Origin of the sequence: Arthrobacter sp. Helios (genome assembly GCF_023167125.1) — a bacterium.
GTDB classification, from domain to species: domain Bacteria; phylum Actinomycetota; class Actinomycetes; order Actinomycetales; family Micrococcaceae; genus Arthrobacter_B; species Arthrobacter_B luteolus.
Map to the genome: position 1 here is coordinate 680,722 of NZ_CP095402.1, position 19,668 is coordinate 700,389.

Sequence of the window (19,668 nt, forward strand, 5' to 3'; positions counted from 1 at the left end):
CGATGAACGCCCCGAACAGGTCCGCCACACCCATCACACCCGCCACTCCGTCCATCTGGGGGAAATGCCAACCATGTCAATGACCGAAGAACAGGCCGCCTGGTTCGCCGAGACGTTCGCCAAACTGGTGACGAACGTCGGCCAGGCCGTGCTCGGCAAGCCGGATGCCGTCCGGCTGATCCTGACCTCGATGCTGGCGGAAGGGCACGTGCTGCTGGAGGATGCCCCCGGCACCGGTAAAACGATGCTGGCCCGGGCGCTGGCCGCCACGGTGCAGGGCACCACCTCCCGCATCCAGTTCACCCCGGACCTGCTGCCCTCCGACGTCACCGGCATCACGATTTACGACCAGAAAACCCAGGCCTTCGAATTCCACCGCGGACCGATCTTCGCGAATGTGGTGCTGGCCGACGAAATCAACCGGGCCTCGCCCAAGACCCAGTCCGCGCTGCTGGAAGTCATGGAAGAATCCCGGGTCACGGTGGACGGCACCACCTACACGCAGGAACGGCCGTTTATGGTCATCGCCACCCAGAACCCGATCGAGCAGGCCGGGACCTACCGGCTGCCGGAAGCGCAGCTGGACCGGTTCCTGATCAAGACCTCCATGGGCTATCCGGACCACGCCGCCACCGTGGAGCTCCTGGCGGGCTCAGCCACGCGTGACCGGTCAGCCTCCCTGTCCGCTGTCATCACCGCTTCCGCGGTGCGGGACATGGCCGACCTCGCCGCGACCACCCATGCCGACACATCGGTCCTGGAATACATCGCCCACCTCACGGCCGCCACCCGAGAAGCTCCGGAGACCCGGCTGGGCGTCAGCGTCCGCGGCGCACTGGCCATGGTCCGCGCAGCGAAGGTCTGGGCGGCGTCCGAGGGACGGAACTATGTGCTGCCGGACGACATCAAAATCCTGGCCCCCAGCGTCTTCACCCACCGGCTGGTTATGGACCCGGAAGCCGAGTTCGCCGGCGCCACCGCTGCAGCCGTCCTGGGCCAGTTGCTCGCCTCCACGGCCGCACCCCAGCAGCGCGTAGCCGTCTAAGGACACCGCCGGTGCACCCCCTTCTCCGTTCTGCCGACGCGCGACTCCGCGCTGCCGCCGGCACCGTCCGGTCTGCCCTGCCTGCCGCCCGTCTGCGCGCCGCTGCCGGCTGGCCCCGCGCCCGGGCCGCCCACCGCCGCCTCGGCACGGCTGCCGGCCAGGTACGCAGGGGAGCGTCCGCCGCGGCGCGAAGCGTTACGTCCCTGGGCTGGACGGTGGCCGGGCTGACGCTGGCCTGCTGGCTGGCCGGGGGAGTGCTGGGCTGGCGGGAACTGCTGATCGCCGCCGCGCTGCTGACACTGGTGCTGGCCGCCGCCACGGGGTTCATCATCGGGCGCCAGGCCTATGCCGTACGCCTGGACCTGGCCCGCACCCGGGTGGCCGTGGGGGACGACGCCGTCGGGTCCCTGACCGTCAGCAATCCCGGCGGCCGCCTGCTCATGCCGGCCACGCTGGAACTGCCCGTCGGCGCGGCCACCGCCGTCTTTGAACTGCCGCGCATGGCCCCCGGCGCCGAACACGAGGAGCTCTTCCGGATTCCCACGCAGAAGCGCGCCATGATCGTGGTGGGACCGGTGGAATCCGTCCGGCAGGACCCGTTTGCGCTGATGGGACGGCGGCTGGTCTGGACCGACCCGGTGGACCTGTTTGTCCATCCGCGGACCGTGACCCTGCAGGGGTCCGCAACCGGCTTCATCAAGGACCTCGAAGGCCTGCCCACCCGGGAACTGTCCACTGCCGACGTCGCCTTCCATGCCCTGCGCGAATATGTTCCCGGTGATGACCGCCGGCATATCCACTGGAAAACCACTGCCCGCACGGGCACCCTGATGGTCCGCCAGTTCGAGGAGACCCGCCGCTCCCATCTGGCCGTTGCCCTGTCCACCAATCTGGCCGATTATTCCTCCGCGCAGGACTTTGAGCTGGCGGTTTCGGTGGCCGGGTCGCTGGGATTGCAGGCCATCCGTGAACAGCGGGACCTCACCGTCCTCACCCAGGACGGGGCACTGCGCAGCGGCAGCGCGCGGATCCTGCTGGATGAACTGACCCGGGTGGACGGCACCGAACGGCGGCAGGGAACCCGCGAACTCGCTGCCCTGACCGCTGACGCCGTGCCCAACGCCTCGGTAGTCATCCTGGTGACCGGCACGGACGTGAGCGCATCGGTCCTGCGGTCCGCGGCTGCAGCCATCGCCCCGGGTATCCGCTGCCTCGCCGTGCGCTGCGCCGAAGGCCAGCAGCCCGGGCGCCGGGACATCGCCGACCTGACCGTCCTGTCCTGCGGGGATCTGGACGGTCTGCCCGCGCTGGTGCGGAAGGGGACCGCATGAGCGTCGACGCCCCGCGCCGGGACCGGATCCGCCAGCCGGCTCCCCGGGTCTCCGCCGCGGCCCTGCTGCGGTCCGGACTGCTGCGGCCGGGCCTGGAAGCCGCCGCGCTGGTACTGCTTTTGCTCGCCGGGCTGCTGGGCTTCGGCCCCACCTTCGGCTCAGATCCGCGCTACCTCGTAGCCGGAATCGGGGGCATTGTGCTGGGCCTGCTGCTGGCCGGCGCGGCAACAGTGCGCGGCTGGGGAGCCTGGACCACGGCCGGAGCGGCCACCGCAACCTATCTGGTGCTCGGCTCGGCCCTGGCTGCGCCGGTGGAAGCCGCCGCCGGAGTGCTGCCCACCTTCGCATCGCTGCGGGTGCTGGTCTTCGGCGTCGTCTTCGCCTGGAAGGACCTGCTGACCGTCGCTGCCCCGGTGGGTACCGCCGGCGGGATGCTGGTGGTGCCCTTCCTGCTCAGCCTGGCCTGCGCGCTGGCTGCCGGGCTGCTGTGCTGGCGGGTGCGCCACCCGTACTGGCCCGCCGCGCCGGTACTGGCGCTGTTTGCCTCCGGCATCGCTTTCGGCACCAAACACGCCCCTCTGCCCGGGTTCCGGGCGGTCCTGCTGGCGGCCGGGCTCCTGGCCTTCCTGGCCTACCGCCGCCGGTCCGCCCAGCGCCGCGCGGCCGCCGGAGGTTCTGTCACGGGTGCCGCCGCCGGCGCCCCGGATTCCATCGTTGTGGACAGCGCTCCGGCGCGGGCGGCACGGATCCGGCGGACCGCGTACGGCGCTGCAGTGCTGGCCGGCGCGGCTGTCCTGTCCCTGGCTGCCGCACCCCTGCTTGGGGTGGATGCGGAACGCAGGGTGCTGCGCGACGCCGTCGAACCGCCCGTGGACCTGTTCAACTATCCCAGTCCGCTCACCGACTTCCGCCGCTACGTCAAGGACAACGCGGACACGCCGCTGTTCAGTGTGGAAGGGCTGCCCGAGGGCCAGCGGGTGCGGCTCGCGGCCATGGACGCGTACGACGGTGTGGTCTATGACGTGAGTACGCAGTCGGAGGGCGGGTATGCCCGGGTGGGCGACGCCGGGACCCTGGGCGGCGCGCAGGAGTCCGCGCGGGGCACCGAGGCGACCCTGCGGTTCACCATCAGCGGCTATAACGGTGTGTGGCTGCCGGCCGGAGGCGAGGTTCAGGCACTGCGAACCTCCGGGGAACGCGGGCAGGATATTTCGGGCGGCCTGTATTACGACGCCGGTTCCGCCACGCTGCTGACCGCTGCCGGTGTGGGGGACGGCGACACTTATGAAGCCCGGGTCCTGTTCCCCGAGGAGTACGACGACGCGCAGCTGGCCCAGTACGGGTTCGCCGACTCGGTGCAGCCGCGGCTGCAGGGCGAACCCCCGGTCATCGGTGTCAAAGCCACCGAATACGCAGGCGAGGAGACCACGCCCATCCAGCGGGTGCGGCGGCTGCAGCAGATCCTGGCTACGGAAGGCTATTTCAGCAACGGCAAGGACGGAGAGACCCCGTCCCTTCCGGGTCACGGCGCCGCCCGGATGGTACGCCTGCTCGACGCCGAGCAGATGGTGGGTGACGACGAGCAGTACGCCACCGCGATGGCACTGATGGCCCGGAAGCTGGGTATCCCCGCCCGGGTGGTGATGGGTTTCTACCCGGACTGGGAAGATCTGGGATCGGCGCCGGAGAAGATTGAGATCACCGGCGACGATGTGCACGCCTGGGTGGAGATCGAGTTTGACCGGGTCGGCTGGGTGCCGTTCTTCCCCACCCCGGACGAGGATAATGAGCCGGTCCCGCCGCAGCAGCAGCCCAAATCCACGCCGAAACCGCAGGTTCTGCAGCCGCCTCCGCCGCCGCAGGAACCGGCTGAACTCCCGCCGGACACTGCGGCCGATCCGCAGGATGCGGAGCAGAAGGAAGACGATCTCTGGCAGACCGTCTCCGGCCTCCTGCGCGTGCTGGCCGTGGCGTCGCTGCCCCTGGTTGTGCTCTTTGGCCCGCTCCTGGTGATCCTGCTGCTCAAGCGGCGGCGGAGGAAACAGCGGCGGACCGCCGGAGGGCCCGCACAGCGGGTTGCCGGCGGCTGGCGCGAAGTGCTCAGTGCTGCCGCGGACCACGGTGTCCTGCTGACCGGACGGCAGACCCGCCGGGAGGACGCCGCAGTGCTGGGCAGAGCATTCCCCTCCGGGGCGGCAACCACGTCCGCTCTGGCGCGGCGGGCCGATGCCGGGATCTTCGGCCCCGGAGACCCGGCCGAAGCCGAGGTGCAGGCCTACTGGCAGGAGGTGGAGGAGCTGCGCGGGCAGCTCGACGGGTCCGTCGGGTTCTGGTCCCGGCAGCGGGCCCGCTACTCCCTGCGCTCGCTGCGCCTTGACCGTCGAACCGGCCGGCGGACGAACCGGCTGCGGGTTGACCGCCGCAGCAGCCTGTGGCCCGGTCAGCAGCCTGACGGGACGCGGTCCGGACTGCGCGCAGCGTTTTCCGCCATGACCCGCCGCCGCAGCACTGCTGATGAGGGGGAGGTCCGTTAGGGTAATGGGAAGAGCAGTTAGGCACATCACTACAGCCGCATCATCACAGTGCAGCTTCCGGATAGGGCGTGAATGAACTCCGACGAAACGACATCTGAGGCGTTGGAACTCCAAGCAGTCTTCGGCTATGCCTCAGACCGCGGCCTGAGACGGGAACTGAACGAGGACTCACTGATCGCCGCTGATCCCATCTTTGCCGTCGCAGACGGTATGGGCGGACACGAAGCCGGTGAGGTCGCCAGCAGCATCTGCGTGCGCACCCTGGGCGATTCCCGGATTGTCGGGGAGCACCTGCCTGAGGTACCGGCAGCCGAGGTGGAGGAACTGCTGGCCAAAGCCGACCGGCAGATCCGGGAGGCCACCGGAGGCCGCGCCGGCACCACACTCACCGGAGCGGTGCTGGTCCAGGAGGAGTCCCAGCCGTACTGGCTGGTATTCAACGTTGGAGACTCCCGAACCTACCGGCTCTCCCGCGGCGTGCTGGAGCAGATCACCGTGGACCACAGCGAGGTCCAGGAACTCGTGGACCTTGGCCAAATCACCCCGGATGAGGCACTGGTCCATCCACGCCGCCATGTGGTGACCCGCGCCCTTGGCACCGGCAACGACACCAATGCGGATTTCTGGCTGATCCCGGTGGAGCCGGGCAACAGACTGCTGGTCTGCTCCGACGGCCTGACCGGAGAGGTCAGCGACGGGCATATCTTCCAGATCCTCTCCGCCGTAGCCAACCCGCAGGACGCCTGCTCGGCGCTGGTCCAGGCCGCACTGCGCGCCGGCGGACGGGACAACGTGACCGTCCTGGTGATTGACGCCGAATCGGGCGCCGGCAACCCGGACTCCGGAGCGATCACGCTGCCCGGACCCGCAGTACGGGAACCAGAGCAGCCCGATGCCTCCGGTCCCGGGACGCCCAGGGCTGACCCGGCCCCGGAAACGGCTGAAAACGGCCAGTGATGGAAGGCCTGCGGTACCGCCCGGGGGCCTGGATCGCCCTGGCCCGGAATTCCCGGCTTGTCCTGCTGCCTCCGGGCAGCGGTCAGGCCCGGGTAAATGAAGTCTGGGATGTCCTCTCCGGCGATGCGTCACTGGATGCCGTTTTTGAAGCCATCACCGGGGGACTGGCAGGTTCGCTGAGCCACCTGCCGCCCTTTGGTTTGGTGTCCGTGGATGACCGGATGCACGTGCTGCTGCGCGGACCGCTGGAACTGGCTATCAGCGAAGACAACTCCTCCATCTCCGGTGCGCACCTGCGTACCTGGAGTGAGCAGGTGCTGCCCGCTGACGGGCACGCCGTGCTGACGGTCACCGATGCCCGGGACGACGCCGTTGAATCCCCGCTCCTCCTGACTCTTTGTGAGGGGATGGCCACCGTGTCGCAGCTTGAGCTCGACCTTGGTGCCGCCCGCAGTTCCCGGCCGTCGGCTTCCGCAGCTGTTCCCGCGTCAACGCCCGGCGCTTCACGGACCACCGTCCCGCCGACTACCGTCCCGCCAAGCGCCGCCGCCGCTCCCACCGCCGATGTCCCGCCCGTGCCGTCCCCTGCCACGTCATCGGTTCCACCGCTGCCTCCGGCGGCACCGGCAACCGCTGTACCGCCGGTGCCACCAGCTGTGCCGGCTGCGGCCGCCGCCGCTCCACGCGTTGCTGAAGTCCCGGTACGGACCCGGCAACCGGATCAGTCCGGAGCCGAGTCCGTCACCCCTGACCTGAGCGACGCCGTGCCGTGGCTGAAACTCACCCCGCCGCCGGTGTCCTCGGCGGACGTGCCGCGCCCGGTCTCCGAGGCAGCTGCCGACGAAGGGGAGCCGACGGAAACCCTGCCGCCGGTCACCGAGGACCATGACGGAGACACCATCATGGGCTTCAACCCCCAGCCCGGAACCCCGCTGCCCGGCACCCCGCAGCCAGGCGCTCCGGTGGAAGGAACCCAAGGCCAGCGAGATGCTGAAGCCAACGGCGGGGAAGACACATCCACGATCCGCTCTGACCGCGCCGGCTCACCCGGCCCCGGCGCGGGAGCCCCCGGCACGGGAGCCCCCGGCGCCGCGGATCCCGGCGCCGCCCCGGCCGGAACCGGGCCAACTGTCCTGGCCCGGGAATGCCCGCACGGGCATGTTAGTCCGCCGACCGCCGGAAGCTGCCGGACCTGCGGTGCTGAGCTGTCCGGTGAACCGCGGCCGGTCCCGCGGCCGAGCCTGGGCACCATGCGGCTCTCCACCGGTCCGGTCTATGAACTTGACCGTAACGCCATCATCGGCAGGCAGCCCTCCGCAGCGCGGGTCCAGGGTGCGGCGCTCCCACGGATGGTCCAGGTGCCGAGCGAAAGCGGCGATATCTCCCGGTCACACGCCGAAATCCGGCTTGAGGGCTGGCACGTTATGCTGCGGGATCTGTTCTCGACCAACGGCACGGTGTTGATCCGGGAGGGGCAGCTGCCCCGCCGTCTTGCGCAGGGCGAAGCAGCCATCCTGCTGGACGGGGACATCGCTGAGCTGGGGGACAACGTTTCGATCCGGTTTGAGGGACTGGCATGACGAAACGGCCACCCGCGCCGCCGCCCCGGATTCCCGGGTTCCGTTTCCTGGAGCACCTGGGATCGGGCGGTTTTGCCGACGTCTACCTCTACGAACAGGACCGGCCCCGCCGGCGGGTAGCGGTCAAAGTCCTGCTGTCGGGCCTGCGCACCGAAGCGTCCCGGGCCAGCTTCGAAGCCGAAGCCAACCTGATGGCACAGCTGTCCAGCCACCCCTACATCGTCACCATCTACGAGGCGGACATCACGGCGGAGGGGCGCTCCTACCTGGCCATGGAGTACTGCTCCCGGCCCAGCCTGGATGCCCGCTACCGGCAGGGAGGGCTGCCACTGTCCGAGGTACTGGCCGTGGGAATCCAGGTGGCTTCCGCCGTCGAAACCGCGCACCGGGCCGGGATTGCACACCGCGACATCAAACCCGCCAATATCCTGACCACCGACTACAACCGGCCGGCCCTGACCGACTTCGGTATTTCCGGCACCATGGACACCGAGGACGATGAGCATCTGGGGATGTCCATTCCCTGGTCCCCGCCGGAGGCGCTCTCCGGTGCCCGCGTCGACGGGATCCGGGCGGATATCTATGCCCTTGGCGCCACGCTCTACACCCTGCTTGCCGGACGTTCACCGTTTATGCGGCCGGGCCGGGGCAACACGCAGCGCGATCTGATGGACCGGATCATTTCCGAGCCGCTTCGGCCAACCGGGCGCAGTGATGTCCCAGAATCGCTGGAACTCGCGCTTGCCACGGCCATGGCCAAGTCTGCGGATTCCCGGTACTCCTCCGCCTACGCCTTCGCCCTGGCGCTGCAGCGCACCCAGACCGAGCTGAACCTCGCTGTCACGGAGTTCGCCGTCCTGGAGGAATCCGGCCGGCAAACCCCTGAGGCGGAGGATGAGGACGAGGAAAAGACCCGGGTGCGCCGCGTCGTGTCGATTGATCCATCCGCTACAACGTTCCCGCCCACTCTCAGGGGCGCCCAGCATTTGCTCGCCGGGCCCGGAGCCTGGGCGGATACAGCCGGATCCGGAAGCGGGTCCGAAGCCGAACCCCTGCCGGAGGAATGGCCCCAGGGCACAGTGCTTCGGCCGGCGGCCTCGAACGCCGGCCTGTCAGCACCCCCCGGGCCGGCGGGCAGCGGGCTGGTGCGGGCGCCGTCGGGTCCAAACGGCCGCCCGGAACAGGGTGTTTCACCGGAGCAGGACCCGTCGCCTGCCCGGGAGTCTTCGATTCCAGACTCTTCCATACCTGGGTCAACGGCACGCCGCCGCCGCAGCCGCACGCTGGCCGGTGCCGCCGCCGTCGTGATCCTGGCGATAGTGCTGCTGGCAATCTTCCTTCCGCGCGGAGACGCACCGAGGCAGGCCGCACCGGCGCCCACCCAACCGCCGTCGAACGCCCTGGGCGGACTCGACGGAGCCGTGGCGCCTCCCGCCGGTCTCAACGGAACCCAGGAAGCCGGCGAAGCCGTATTCACCTGGACCAACCCGGAGCCGCAGGAAGGCGACATCTACCTGTGGCGCAGCGTTACGGCCACCAGCCAGGGGGAGCTGGTCCGGACCGCCGAACCGCAGGCCGTCCTTCCGGCAACCGGAAATGAGACCTGTATTGAGGTCCAGGTTGCCCGCTCCAACGGACGTGCCTCTGAACCGGTCGCAGCCTGCTCCGGCTAAGCGATCCCCCTCCCGGCCGCGGGCTGCGCCCGGGATGGGACATAATAAGCCTGATGAGCAGCTGTGCTCTTGACCCGGGACCCGGCCGCAGCGGGTGCCGGACCGGTCTGCTGCAGGGCATAACACATGAGGAGAAGGATCTTGGGGGATCTTGCGATCGACTTTAGCGGGGAGTGGCACGAACCCGATGACGGAACGGTGTTCCGGATCGGGCGCGAGGGGGATCTGGCGATCGATGACAACCCCTACCTGCACCGGCAGTTCCTGACAGTCTCGCAGGAGCATTCCATGTGGTGGCTGACCAACATCGGCAGCCGGATCTCCGCAACCATTTCCGATTCCACCGGGGGAATGCAGGCCTGGGTGGCTCCCGGCGCCAGGATTCCGCTGGTTTTTGAGCAGACCAGGGTCATCTTCACGGCCGGCCCCACAACGTATGAATTCGACGTCCACCTCAAGACCCCCGCCTTCCGCCAGGATCCGCTGGACGGGTCCGGATCCGGTGAAACGACCATCGGCCCGGTAGTCTTCACCGAGTCACAGCGGGCAGTGATCGTGGCGCTGGCCGAACCGCTGCTGCGCCGTGACGGCACGGGCTACAGTGCGCTGCCAACATCGGCCGACGCCGCCGCCCGGCTGGGCTGGTCCCAGACCCGCTTCAACCGGAAACTGGACAACGTCTGCGAGAAGCTGGACCGGGTAGGCGTGGCCGGACTGCGGGGCGGACCCGGGAAGCTGGCCGTGAACCGCCGGGCCCGTCTGGTGGAGCACGCGGTGACGTCCCAGCTGGTGACGGCGGCAGACCTTGAACTCCTGGACCAGATGAGCAGCGCCCCAGACAGCTAAGGCTCTGGGAGCTCCGGTGCACCGATGATGGGCGGGAATTGAAACAGCTAGGAACGAAGAAGGTCATGGCAACAAACCCGAATCTTGTGAACGCCACCGCCGGGCAGCGGCTGGCTGCCCGGGCGGTGGACAGCGTTCCCCTTCTGGTCCTGGCCTTGGTCGTCCTGAGCATCCCGGGCCGGCTGGCCCTGATCCTTTGTGCGGTGGGCGCAGCCGCATATCTCCTGTGGCTTTGGCTTTGGGAGGCCGGCAGCGGCCAGACCCCGGGCAACCGGCTGCTGGGCCTCCGGACAGTAGCGGTGGACGGCAACCCACCCGGTTTTCCCGCCGCCCTGGTGCGTAACCTGCTGCTGCTCGCTTCCGCCGTAACGGTGGTGGGCCCCTGGATCCTGACGGTTTCCAACCTCTGGGACTACCCTCACCGCAGGCAGGGCTGGCACGACAAGGCTGCCCGGACCCTGATGGTGGATATCCGCGCGGGCCGGAATCCGCTGCTGACCGGCGGGCGCTGGATCCAAGGCGCACCGGGGCCGGAACTGGCGGCGGAATCGGGAGCGGCGGCGTCGGGTGGAGCCGGGCCCGTGGCAGTAGCAGCAGGCGTGCGCGCAGCCGGGCCAGCTGCACCGGCTGCGTTCGCATCGGCTTCCTCATCCGCCGCGGCTCGGGCGGGTTCTCCCACAACACCGGCGGGGGATCCTGCTGGGCGCATCGGTGCAGGCTTTCCGGCGCCCGGGAACCCAGGGCAGGCGCCTGCAGCCGAAGAATCAACCGGATCCGGGCCGATCAGCAGTGTCCCGGGAGTAGCCCGCCCGGCTGCAGCACCCGCTCAAGCTCAAGCCTCCGCTCAGGTTTCGCCGTCTGCTCAGGCTTCGGCGTTGGCCGCTTTCCCGATGCCGGCCCCTGCTGCGGACCGAAGCGACGATGAGGACGACGTCGAAATGACCCGGGTCGTCTCTCGCCCGCGGGGCGCGGGCCGCCTGTTGACGTTCGATGACGGTGCGACCGTCCGGGTCGCGGGAACCGCCTTGCTGGGACGCAACCCGGCGGCGGGGATCGGGGAGAGCACCGACCAGCTGATCGACTTCGCGGACATGGGCCGGTCGGTGTCCAAAACCCATCTGCATCTGCAGGCGGACGGTGCTTCGGGACTCTGGGTCACCGACCGGAATTCGACCAACGGCAGTTCGATCGTGGCTCCGGACGGCCGCCACGTCGCTTTGGAAGCCCACAGTCCGATCCTCGCTCCCACCGGCAGCACTGTTTATTTCGGGGATCGGCACTTCACCGTCGCCTGACCGCTGCGCACAGATAGTCGGCGGGGTCTGCGGCGCCGTGGCACCCCCGCCGGCGCGGGTTTCCGAATCAGGCCGGCGTGCCCTCAGAAGTTCCACCGAGCTCCAGCGCCAGCCGGGCGTAGGCCTCCAGCGGATGTGCTTCTCCCGCAACGGGCTCCGGCGCATACCGCACACCCAGGGACTGCGCCGGCGCGGTGCCGAGCAGCCCGGCGCGCGGACCAGCCAGCGTCAGTGCGGCTTGCGCCGGCGTGCCCGCAAGCGCCTCGGGACCAAACAGTGCACAGCCGGGGACAGCAGTGCCGGTGAACCGGGCCGGGCGGGCCAGCGAGGTGTAGCCCAGACCGTAGGCCAGCACCGCACTGCGCGCCCGGGCCGCGTGCATGGCTGCCAGGAAGGCATCGAGACCGGCGTCGTCCAGCGGAGCGGCAGCCTCAGCCAGGAGTTCCAGGCTTTCCAGCACGCCGGACCGGGTGCGCTCCACGGTGACGACGGCGACGCTCCCGGCCGCCTGCCCCGGACTGCCTGGAGCCCCAGGAGAAGCGCCCAGCACCACCAGCTGCGTGCTGCGCGGGGACCGGCGGTGGCAGAAATCGGAGAAGGCTGCTTCGTCCCAGGGTTCGCTGACCGGCTCGTACAGTCCCCAGCCGACGGGCGCCGATCCCGTGACCGCTTCGAAGACCCGCGCGGTGAAGGAACCGGCGCGGGTGGAGTGGGAAGCCGGATGGAACACACTGGCCCGGACATGCAGGTACGCGCTCTGGAGGCGTTCCGCGGAGAGGAAGTCATCGGCCACGGCGCCGCCGGGACGTAGACCATCGCCGTCCCACGACTGCACCCGGCCTGTCGCCGCATCAAAGAAGCCGCCGTCAGCGCCCGTCGCCATCCAAGCCGCAGACTGACCATCGAGCAGGGCGGACAACGGCAGGGTGATCGAAGACGTGGACGGGGTCAGCACCACGAAGCGCCGGCTGGCTTCCACCGCGCCGGCGCAGGCCCGGGTGAGCCACGGGCTCAGCCCCACCACCGGCTGGTCGCAGAAGACCATGGCGGTTGAGGGGGTCAGGAAGTCGTAGGCGGAATCGTGCATTAGGAACGTACTCCGTCCGGAAGGAGCACCACGCCGCTGGTGCGGCGGGCGATGGCGTGGGTGAGCGCATCAGCCAGCGTGCCGCCGTCGGGTGCCCCACCTACGGCGTACACGTCCAGCCACCACAGTGGCTCAGTGGACCCGGTTCCTTCGGCCGTGAAGAACGCCGGGATGCCGGTTCCGGCGGGGGCGCTGACCTCGGCTCCGCGGCACAGGCGCAGGATCTCGCCGGGCACCTGGATCCGCCGGGGAAGTTCGAGCACCAGGGGAACCCGTTCGCCGTCGACGATCTCGATGACCTGGCCGTCTGCGGCTTCCCGCATGCTCTTTTCCGGCATCGTTTCCAGCAGGGCTTCAACCAGCAGCTTCTGCTGCGGCTCCTGAACGCTGAGGACTGTCCAACGTGTACTCAATGTCCGCTCCCTGCTATTGATCCAGCCGTTCCAACTGCGGCTGCCGTGTCCGCCGGATCGTTGAGGAACAGCTGCAGCATCTGCACCGGGCGGCCGGGCTGGATGAGCTGGGCGCGGCCCGGCGGCAGGGTGCGGGCCCGGACCCCGTTGATCAGTGCGCCTTCGGTGCGGTCCCCGGAGAGGATCAGGGTAGCGCTGCCGGAGTCGCGCAGAGCGGTGAAGAAGGATTCGTACATGCCGCGGCTGGCTCCGCGCACGCGCCGGGTCAGGATGGTATGGAGCCCGATTTCCGGTGCCAGCGGCAGGTACGGAGTCAGCCGGGACAGCGGCGAGGAACCGCCGGCGGTCAGGACATCGTAGTCGTCAATGATGAGCACCACGCGCGGGGCGGCGGCCACTTCCTCCGGCGTCGCGGCCACGCGCTTTTCCAGTTCGGCGGCGACGGCGCCGGCCAGTTTCTCAGCCAGCGCGGCGCTGGTGGCGTAGCCGCCCAGATAATCGTCGGCCACTTCGCCGGTGAGCGAGCGCCTCGGGTCAAAGACCGCGAACACAATTCCCTCGGCGCTGTGCTGGGATGCCAGCGTCCGTATCAGGGTCTTGAGGACGTTGGACTTGCCGGAACTGTCATCGCCCATCACCACCAGGTGGTTTTCGCGGCCCTGCAGGTCCAGGTTCTCGGTGCCAAGGTCCGTTTCCCGCAGGCCAAGCGGCACCAAGCCAGGGAAGGAGGGCACGGCGCCGGGATCGGCGGGGGCAATGGCAGGCAGCACCCGCACGGCCATGGCCCGCCCGTCGGTGGACGCGGCGACGGCGGTCACCAGGTCGCGGGTGCCCTGGACCGCGGAACCGTCGTCGGGGCTGCCATCGATCCGGGGGAGGGCCAGGTGTCCCTGCAGCTTCCGGTCGGTCAGGGCCCGTCCGGGCGTACCGGGACTCAGTGCCTCGGCCAGCTTGCGTCCATGCGCGGATTCGCCGGGATCGGCCAGCCGCAGCTCGATGCGGTTCCCGAAGAAACTCTGCTGCGCAATCCGGATTTCGTTCATACGGGAGCAGGTGACCACCACATGGATGCCGTACCCGCCGCCGCGGCTGATCAGGGCGTGAACGGACTTTTCGATGTCCTCGAACTCATCCGACAGCTGTCCGTAGCCATCCATCACCAGGACAATGTCGGCACTGGGCAGTTCAGGAATGCGTCCCTGCGCGCAGAGGCTGCGGAGCGTGGCGAGGGAATCGATCTGGTACTTCTCGAAGATCCGTTCCCGGTGGGTAAGCATCCCCAGGATTTCATCGACGGTCCGGCGGATAACTTCCCGGTTGGTGCGCACTGCCACCCCACCGACGTGCGGCAGGCCTTCCAACGGGAGGAGGGAGCTGCCCAGCAGGTCAACGGCGTAAATGCCGACTTCGGACGGCGAATGCGTCAGGGCCAGCGAAGCGACGATGGTCCGCAGGGCGGTGCTTTTGCCCGTGGACGGGCCGCCGACGATCGCGGCGTTGCCGCCGTTCGCAGCCAGGTCCAGGTTCCAGATGCCCTGCCACTGCTTGGCCGGGTCATCGAGCAGGCCAATCGGGATGGAAAGGTTGCCGCCGGAGTTCAGCCGCAGGCCCTGGCTGGTGGTCAGCACTCCGCCGGCGGCAGTGTCCAGCGCCAGGCCGCGGGGCAGCGGCGGCAGCCAGATCGGGTCCACGGCGCGCGGGAAGCGGGAGAGGGTCTGCATCAGCGTGGAGAGGACGGTGGGACCGGTGGTCCGTTTGGAGGACGACGTCGAGGCTGCGCCGGGTGCCGCACCCTCGGCCTGGCTCCTGGTTTCCAGAGACGCCGCGTAGCGGGGCACGGGCAGCACCGGTGCCGCGTCGTCGTCGTGGTCCTCCGGAGCGGGCGGGGCGGCGTCCTCCAGCGGACCGGACACGTAGCCGGCCTTGAACCGGGTGTAGGTGGTGGTGTCCACCTTGAGGTACCCGAAGCCGGGAACCGGGGGCAGGTGGAAGGCATCCGGGGTGTCCAGCACGGTGCGGGACTCGGACTCGGAGAGGGTGCGCAGGCCGATCCGGTAGGACAGGTACGTGTCCAGGCCGCGGAGCTTGCCGCCTTCGATGCGCTGGCTGGAGAGGAGCAGGTGCACGCCGATGGAGCGCCCGATCCGGCCGATGGAGAGGAAGAGCTCGATAAAGTCCGGCCGGGCCGTGAGCAGCTCACCGAACTCGTCAATGATCACCACCAGGTGCGGCAGCGGGGCAACGTCCTCGCCCTGGACCATGCGGTGCTGCCGGTGCAGCTGGTAATCGGTGATGTTGGCCAGGTTGCCGGCGTCCTTCAGGACTTCCTGCCGGCGCTGGATTTCGCCGGACAGGCTGGCGTAGACGCGCTCAATCAGGCTGACATCGTCGGAGAGGTTGGTGATTACCCCGGTGACCTGCGGTGCGTCAGCGAACGGTGCGAAGGTGGCGCCGCCCTTGTAGTCCACCAGCACCATGGCCAGCAGCTCCGGCGGATGGGTGGCCAGCAGGCCAACCACCAGGGAACGCAGCATCTCGGACTTGCCCGAACCCGTGGCACCCACGCAGAGGCCGTGCGGTCCGTGGCCGAACTGCGCGGATTCCTTCAGGTCCAGGAGCGCCGGCCGGCCGCGGTCGTCGGCGCCGAGCGGAACCCGGAGGAAGTCCACTTCGCTGCGCGGCTGCCAGAGCCGGCGGATATCCGCCTCGTCCAGCGCGGGCGAGAGCCCGAGCATCTCGAGGAAGCCTTCGGAGCTGCCGGCGGTGTCGTGTTCCAGGGAATCGGGGGAGAGGCGCAGGGGTGCCAGGGACCTCGCCAGCGCCTCGGCCAGCGCGGGCGGCAGCGGATCCAGGGTGCCTTCTTCCACCCGCGGCTCCACCGGGTCCACCCGGTAGTTTTCCAGCCGGAAACCGGTGGGCGTTTCGGAGATCCGGACCGCCACCTCGCCGGGTTCCTGGCCGCGTTCGGCGGCGAGGTGCAGCGTGGTGATGCCGAGCTGGCCGGAGGAGGACTGCCGGTCCGGGAGGGGCAGCTCGGCGGGCAGCTGACCGTACTTGTCCGAGACGACCAGCAGCCGCGGCAGTGCGGTGCCGATGCCGCCGCGCAGGAAGTTCTTGCGGGATTCCGCGGCCAGGCTGGAACGGTTGGTCAGGTCCTGCTGCAGCAGGTCGGCCAGGGTATCCATGTCCGGTGCCAGCCGGCGCAGCGGCCCGGTGCGGTGCGTGGATCCCTGGTCGGCCAGGTGCGGCAGCCAGGTGGCCCACTCCCAGTCGGCGCGTGCCTCGCCGCCGGCAGCGAGGGCCAGATGCAGGTCCTCCGGGGAATGGAAAGCACTGCTCTGGAGCAGCAGCAGCCGGGCGACCTGGAGCACGAAGGGACGGGAGCCCACCACGCTGACGTTCCCGGCGCCGTCGAGCGGAACCGTGAGGGGCAGGTCCGGGCTGGCTTCGTAGCGGCGCTTGAGGATCTCGAGTTCGGTGGCCATAAAGGTGTCATCCCGGGCCAGCGCGGACCCGGAATCGAGGACGGTGATTTCCCGGTGCCGGCGGGTGCCGGAGCCCAGGCGGGTGTGCAGGAAGTCCTCATTGTGCCGGCGGCGTTCCCAGATGCGGTGGGGGTTGCGGATGATGTCGAACAGGGCGTCCGGCGGCGGATTGGCGCCGCGGGCCACTGTTGCGGCTTCCTGCTCCTGCAGCCGCAGCGTCCGGCGGGAGCGTTCCAGGTATTCGAGGTAGTTCTCCCGCTGTTCGCGCCGGGCCCGTCCCTGCTTGCCGCGCTGGCTGACCATCATCACGATCGAGGCGAGGATCGTCACGATCATCATCAGCGCCCCGACGGCTGCCAGCGGGGAGCCGCGGAAGAGCATCATCACGGTCATGGAGACGCCGGCCCCGAGCAGCGGGACCAGGGACATCATGTTCATCCCGCCCTTGCCGCCTTCGATCTGCGGCGGCGCGTCCAGGGTGAACGCCTCCATGCTGCGGGCTGGAGGGGTGGTGCGGGCGGGCCGGTGCAGCAGTTTGACGCTCATGTGCGTGCCCTGCGGCCGGAGCGGGATCCGGTATCGGCCTGGCGGGCCGCTGCGGGCCGGGCCGGCATCCCCGGGGCGGTGGAAGCGGCGGCGAGAACACGGGCGGCAAGCTGGGTACCCTGCAGCCGGACCGATCGTGAAAGCAGCCGCGGCTGGATTTCGACGCCGGCAGCCAGGTGGGCGTCATAGTCCAGGACGGCGGTATCCACGCCGCTGCGGCGCAGCCGCCGGGCCTCGGCGGCGGGGTTGAACGGGCTGCGGGGCGAGGTGCGGGTGAGCACCACCAGGAGGGGGACTCCGGCCCGCGCCGGATCCTGGTGCCACAGCTGCGCCGCCTCCGCGGCATCATCCAGCCCTGCCACGCTGGCCGGGGTAACGTACAGCGCCAGATGCGCCTCCTGGAGTGCCCACCGGACCTGGTCCCGCTGCCCATTCACGCCGCCCAACCCCGGAGGGCAGTCGAACAGGGTAACCGGGCAGTAGCGGGAGAGAACCCGCGAGAGGTGCAGGGCGTCGTCGTCCGTTGCGGTTTGAGCACCGGGGACGCCGCGGCGTCCGGTGACCAGCAGGTTTTCCGGTCCCGGCGAGGTAACGAAGCCGCGCAGCTCCGCGAGGGATCCAGGGATGGTGCGCCCCAGCCGGGCCGCGATGGCGTCCAGCGGCGGGGCGTCCGGCGCGTTAAGCCGCAGGGCCAATGTCCCGGCGTCGGCCAGGTCGACGGCTGCCGCGGCGTCAGCCCGCAGCGACGCATAGGTGCGGGCCAGCAGGGCCACTGCCGTGGAGCGCCCGGCGCCGCCGCGGGTACCGATGACCGCGATCCGGCGGCCGGTGGTGACCGGCTGCTGCACCCCGGCCGCGGCTTCGGCGAGGGACTGTGGATAGTCGTCGCCGCGGAACATGTCCGCCGCCTGCTGGAAGACCCGGCGTCCCGGTCCTTCCGCGGGGCGGGTCCGCAGTGTGCGCCGCAGCCGCTGCGGGGTGGACTCAAAACCATCCGGCGAGACGGGGGCCGGGGCGCCGAAGCCGCCGGCGGGATCGGTGGAAGTCATCTAGAAGCTCTCCAGCAGTTGCGCGAAAATCCCGAACATACCCGCGGCCAGTGGTACCGAGGCGAGGATCGCCAGGGTTTCCAGCCGCTTCGCCGCCAGCCTGAACCGCGCCTGGGTGTGATCCGGAACCTCCAGGGCCAATGCCAGCCAGACGGCGGCCGCCAGAAGCAGCACACCCGCTCCCGGAACCCAGGGGGTGGCTGCGAAATACCGGCTGGCGCCGATGACCAAAGCGGCCAGGCCGACGGCGGTGGTTGCGTACAGCGCCAGCCGCTCCGGTGCCAACGGGAAGGACCGGGCCCGCAGGAAAACGGCCAGGGTCAGCACCGCCATGAGCGGAAGCGACCAGATCTGGAAGGCCGTGTCGGTCCCCAGGATCCACAGGCCAACGGCCACCGACGCCGCGGCGGCAGCGGTGCCGGCGACCAGTCCGCCATGGGCGGCGGCAACCGCGGACAGTGCGTCCACGCGGGTGACCTGCCCGCCCTTGGCCCGCGAGTCATCCAGCGCCGCCAGTCCGGAGGCGGACAGCGCCAGTCCCGGCAGCAGTCCCAGCAGCAGCACACCGGCGATCGAAGCGAGGGCGGCTGCGTGGACCGGGGAGGGTGTCACGGCCACGGCGCCCACCCACCCGGCGGTGGCCAGTCCCAGGATCAGTGCCCCGGTGTACATGGCCTTGGACCGCCGGTTCGCGGCGGCCAGGGCAAGGAGGGCGAGGATGGAAACCGCAGCGAACAGGAGGCCGGCGTACCCGTAGCCGTGCTGGCCGCCGGGGCCCTGCCCGTCGGCGCCGATAACGCCGGCGACGTGCAGGGCAGCACCGGTACCCGCCAGCCAGCCCGCACCAAGGACCGCGGGGCCCAGGGCAGAGGCCGGAGCCCGCCGCCCCAGGAGGATCCCGGCCCCAGCGGCCAGCACCGAGAGGGCGGCCAGGAGCCACCACGCCGATTGCGGTGCCATTGCATTGGTGAGCAGCTCCGCGCCGGCCCAGAGGCCAAAGGCAGCGAACACCGAACCGGTGGTGTCCTTCCACCGCCGGTTCCAGCGGCCGGGGACGTCTTCCGTCTCCGAGACCACCAGATCGGTGACGTCGTAGACGATCGGAGCCGGGGGAGCGGAGGACGCGCTGCACAGCTGAAGGGAGGAGCCGTCCAGGATGTCCGCTTCGTCGAGGGTGAGCTCGGGGGCCAGTTCCCTGCCATCGGCAGCGACCAGGACCTTCGCCGCCACTTCTGCCTGCGGAACATCTTCCAGCAGGTCAAGAACCTGCGGCATCAGTCCTGCCACCGGCTGGTCGGAGGGCAGCAGCAGATCGAGATGCCGCTGCTGGCCAACAAGTGTCACCCGTGTATAGGCATGCGCCATGGCGGCCAGGCTCCTGTCTCGGTGCTGAGGCGGGTTGCGGGCTCAAGCGCCGCGCCGCCGTCGTAAATACCGTCATAAATACCGTTGGAAATTGCTGCGCTGCCCTGCTGTTGTTCAGCCTGCTTGGCCCGGTTCTGTTCCAGCAGATTGGTGACAAACGAATACCCAACGCACACGGCAGCTATGAGAGCGGCAAGGGCGATGCTGAAGAGGAAGAGCTTGACGGTATCCGCCCAGCGCCGCTCGTTGGGATTCGATCCGTAGAGCAGGGCGGTTAACAGCCGGTTCCGGCGCACCGCGACGGACTCGATGAGCTGATTGTCGTAGTCGCTCGCCACAGTGTCCCCCTTCCCCCTGATAACAAGTACGCTACATATCCTTACATGGCCCCGGGACAATCCCGGGCAGGCGCAGTTAAGGCAGTGGCTCCTGACATGGGTAGTTCTGCCCATGCCAGCCGCT

General features: G+C 69.5%; 14 protein-coding genes. 8 read left to right on the top strand and 6 right to left on the bottom strand.

The window, feature by feature from the left end; genetic code table 11:
- Positions 1–73: 73 nt before the first annotated feature.
- From ArtHe_RS02930 to ArtHe_RS02965, 8 genes are all read left to right on the top strand, one after another.
- Complete coding sequence (locus tag ArtHe_RS02930) at positions 74–1,045, top strand: MoxR family ATPase (protein ID WP_248318681.1); 972 nt, start codon at positions 74–76, stop codon at positions 1,043–1,045.
- A gap of 11 nt (positions 1,046–1,056) precedes the next feature.
- Positions 1,057–2,376, top strand: coding sequence for a DUF58 domain-containing protein (locus ArtHe_RS02935; protein WP_248318683.1), 1,320 nt, complete (start codon positions 1,057–1,059; stop codon positions 2,374–2,376).
- The gene (locus ArtHe_RS02940) at positions 2,373–4,910 is read left to right on the top strand and encodes a transglutaminase-like domain-containing protein (protein ID WP_248318685.1); all 2,538 of its coding nucleotides are present in this window, start codon (positions 2,373–2,375) and stop codon (positions 4,908–4,910) included. Before ArtHe_RS02935 ends, ArtHe_RS02940 begins: the two co-directional genes overlap by 4 nt.
- Positions 4,911–4,982: 72 nt before the next feature.
- A complete protein-coding gene (locus tag ArtHe_RS02945) occupies positions 4,983–5,867 on the top strand; it encodes a PP2C family serine/threonine-protein phosphatase (protein WP_248318686.1) in 885 nt (294 codons plus the stop codon).
- Positions 5,867–7,447 (top strand): FHA domain-containing protein, encoded by a 1,581-nt coding sequence (locus ArtHe_RS02950; protein ID WP_248319652.1) that lies wholly within the window; start codon positions 5,867–5,869, stop codon positions 7,445–7,447. The genes ArtHe_RS02945 and ArtHe_RS02950 overlap by 1 nt, the downstream gene beginning before the upstream one ends.
- Entirely contained in the window at positions 7,444–9,120 is a 1,677-nt protein-coding gene (locus ArtHe_RS02955) for a serine/threonine-protein kinase (RefSeq protein WP_248318688.1), read from the top strand. Before ArtHe_RS02950 ends, ArtHe_RS02955 begins: the two co-directional genes overlap by 4 nt.
- Before the next feature lie 141 nt (positions 9,121–9,261).
- A complete protein-coding gene (locus ArtHe_RS02960) occupies positions 9,262–9,966 on the top strand; it encodes a hypothetical protein (protein WP_248318690.1) in 705 nt (234 codons plus the stop codon).
- Between the two features lie 65 nt (positions 9,967–10,031).
- The gene (locus ArtHe_RS02965) at positions 10,032–11,261 is read left to right on the top strand and encodes an RDD family protein (protein WP_248318692.1); all 1,230 of its coding nucleotides are present in this window, start codon (positions 10,032–10,034) and stop codon (positions 11,259–11,261) included.
- A 67-nt stretch (positions 11,262–11,328) separates the two neighbouring features.
- Here the strand turns inward: ArtHe_RS02965 and ArtHe_RS02970 are convergent, their stop codons facing one another.
- The 6 genes from ArtHe_RS02970 to ArtHe_RS02995 are packed head-to-tail and all read right to left on the bottom strand — an operon-like array spanning position 11,329 to position 19,544.
- Positions 11,329–12,348 carry a DUF6177 family protein gene (locus tag ArtHe_RS02970; RefSeq protein ID WP_066299276.1) on the bottom strand — a complete coding sequence of 340 codons (1,020 nt, stop codon included), beginning with the start codon at positions 12,346–12,348 and terminating at the stop codon, positions 11,329–11,331.
- A complete protein-coding gene (locus ArtHe_RS02975) occupies positions 12,348–12,761 on the bottom strand; it encodes a hypothetical protein (protein ID WP_066299278.1) in 414 nt (137 codons plus the stop codon). Before ArtHe_RS02975 ends, ArtHe_RS02970 begins: the two co-directional genes overlap by 1 nt.
- On the bottom strand, positions 12,758–16,792 hold the full coding sequence (gene eccCa / locus ArtHe_RS02980) for a type VII secretion protein EccCa (protein WP_248318693.1): 4,035 nt from the start codon (positions 16,790–16,792) through the stop codon (positions 12,758–12,760). The genes ArtHe_RS02975 and eccCa overlap by 4 nt, the downstream gene beginning before the upstream one ends.
- The gene (locus ArtHe_RS02985) at positions 16,789–17,841 is read right to left on the bottom strand and encodes a hypothetical protein (RefSeq protein ID WP_066299286.1); all 1,053 of its coding nucleotides are present in this window, start codon (positions 17,839–17,841) and stop codon (positions 16,789–16,791) included. The genes eccCa and ArtHe_RS02985 overlap by 4 nt, the downstream gene beginning before the upstream one ends.
- Positions 17,842–19,206: a type VII secretion integral membrane protein EccD gene (gene eccD, locus ArtHe_RS02990; protein WP_248318694.1), complete on the bottom strand. Its 1,365-nt coding sequence runs from the start codon at positions 19,204–19,206 to the stop codon at positions 17,842–17,844.
- Complete coding sequence (locus ArtHe_RS02995; protein WP_248318696.1) at positions 19,182–19,544, bottom strand: hypothetical protein; 363 nt, start codon at positions 19,542–19,544, stop codon at positions 19,182–19,184. Before ArtHe_RS02995 ends, eccD begins: the two co-directional genes overlap by 25 nt.
- Positions 19,545–19,668: the final 124 nt, after the last annotated feature.